The 279-nt window shown below is 46.2% G+C and carries 1 protein-coding gene; it reads right to left on the bottom strand.

Annotated elements, in window-relative coordinates:
* On the bottom strand, nt 1-279 hold a 279-nt coding region (locus SB659_RS19335; protein WP_410551564.1), incomplete at both ends, for a YbfB/YjiJ family MFS transporter.

Here is a 279-nt window from a genome sequence, read left to right as displayed (position 1 = left end):
CCATAAAAGTACCACCAACCAGAACTGCACTAAGCAAGAAATGAAATGCGGATGAGCCCATAGCTGGCAGCGCCACACCCAGAGCCTGTATTCCTAAGTTAATTTGTAGGGCAAGTTGAGTTCCCAAGCGTTGATGGACTTTATGCCAAATAAAGCATGAGGGCATGGCGCCAATACCAAATACCGCCCAGATATGTGAGGAGTCTATTTCTGGTAAAACCTGATGCACTAAAAATGGCAGATAAGTTGCGGTAATAATGTAGCCCAGGCCAGCTAACC

It is taken from the genome of Arthrobacter sp. SIMBA_036, from assembly GCF_046535135.1.
GTDB lineage: Bacteria > Actinomycetota > Actinomycetes > Actinomycetales > Micrococcaceae > Arthrobacter.
Note: the sequence above shows the minus strand (reverse complement) of the source record. Positions and strands in the feature narration are given on the sequence as shown.